Raw genomic sequence first — 749 nt, forward strand, 5'->3', positions numbered from 1 at the left:
CTTATTGGATTTGAAATCTCGCTTCAGAAGATCATCCGATTTACGCGCTTCCCGATCAGCTCTGGTAATACCATTTGGCTTACGCTTTGGCCGATGGCTAAGGCCTATTTCATCCATAACCCTGTAGACAGTTCGCTCACTGGGGATTTTGAGTCCTTCCAGATTCTTAAGGAGAAGTGCCTGATACATGCGAATACGCCCATAGGTATCATTGCATTCATCCTCAGAATTAATCGCTCTCATAGCATCAGCGAGATCCTGATATTTCCAGGGACGATCTTTAATAGCAAGATATTTGTAAAAACCCTGGCGGCTGACACCGAGCATCCGGCAATAGAATGAGAGTTTCCCCTTAATCACGCCGTCTTCCGTTTTTATGGCAATGAACTTCATTCTTTGGTTCTTGCTGACTTCCGACGGCTGGCTGCGAAAAAAGCACTTGCTTCCTCGAGAAATTCATTTTCCTCTTTCAGACGCCGGATTTCTTTATCTTGATCCTTAACGCGTTTGCGGAGCATCGCAAGCTCCTCAGCAAGACTCATCGCACTTTCTGGAGTATGTGCACCATCGCCAATATCCAATGTGCCTACTCTAACTGCTTTCAGCCATGTATGGATAGTTCCCTCCGGGATACCTAATTCTTTAGCAGCTTTAGCACCACCTATTTCTTTTGCTAACTTAACTGCCTGTACTTTGTATTCATGGTCATATTTACGTGCCATTTTGAGTACCTCCTTATTCTCTTGATT

General features: G+C 44.5%; 1 protein-coding gene and 1 pseudogene. Both read right to left on the bottom strand.

The window, feature by feature from the left end; translation table 11 throughout:
- A pseudogene (locus tag ACQRD1_RS14570) lies at nucleotides 1–393 on the bottom strand (IS3 family transposase); the annotation flags it as partial.
- A partial coding sequence (locus tag ACQRD1_RS14575) for a transposase (protein WP_427787948.1) occupies nucleotides 390–749 on the bottom strand: 360 nt, incomplete at its 5' end. The gene ACQRD1_RS14575 and the pseudogene ACQRD1_RS14570, both read right to left, overlap by 4 nt.

This window comes from Bariatricus sp. SGI.019, assembly GCF_050315235.1.
Taxonomy (GTDB): domain Bacteria; phylum Bacillota; class Clostridia; order Lachnospirales; family Lachnospiraceae; genus JAFBIX01.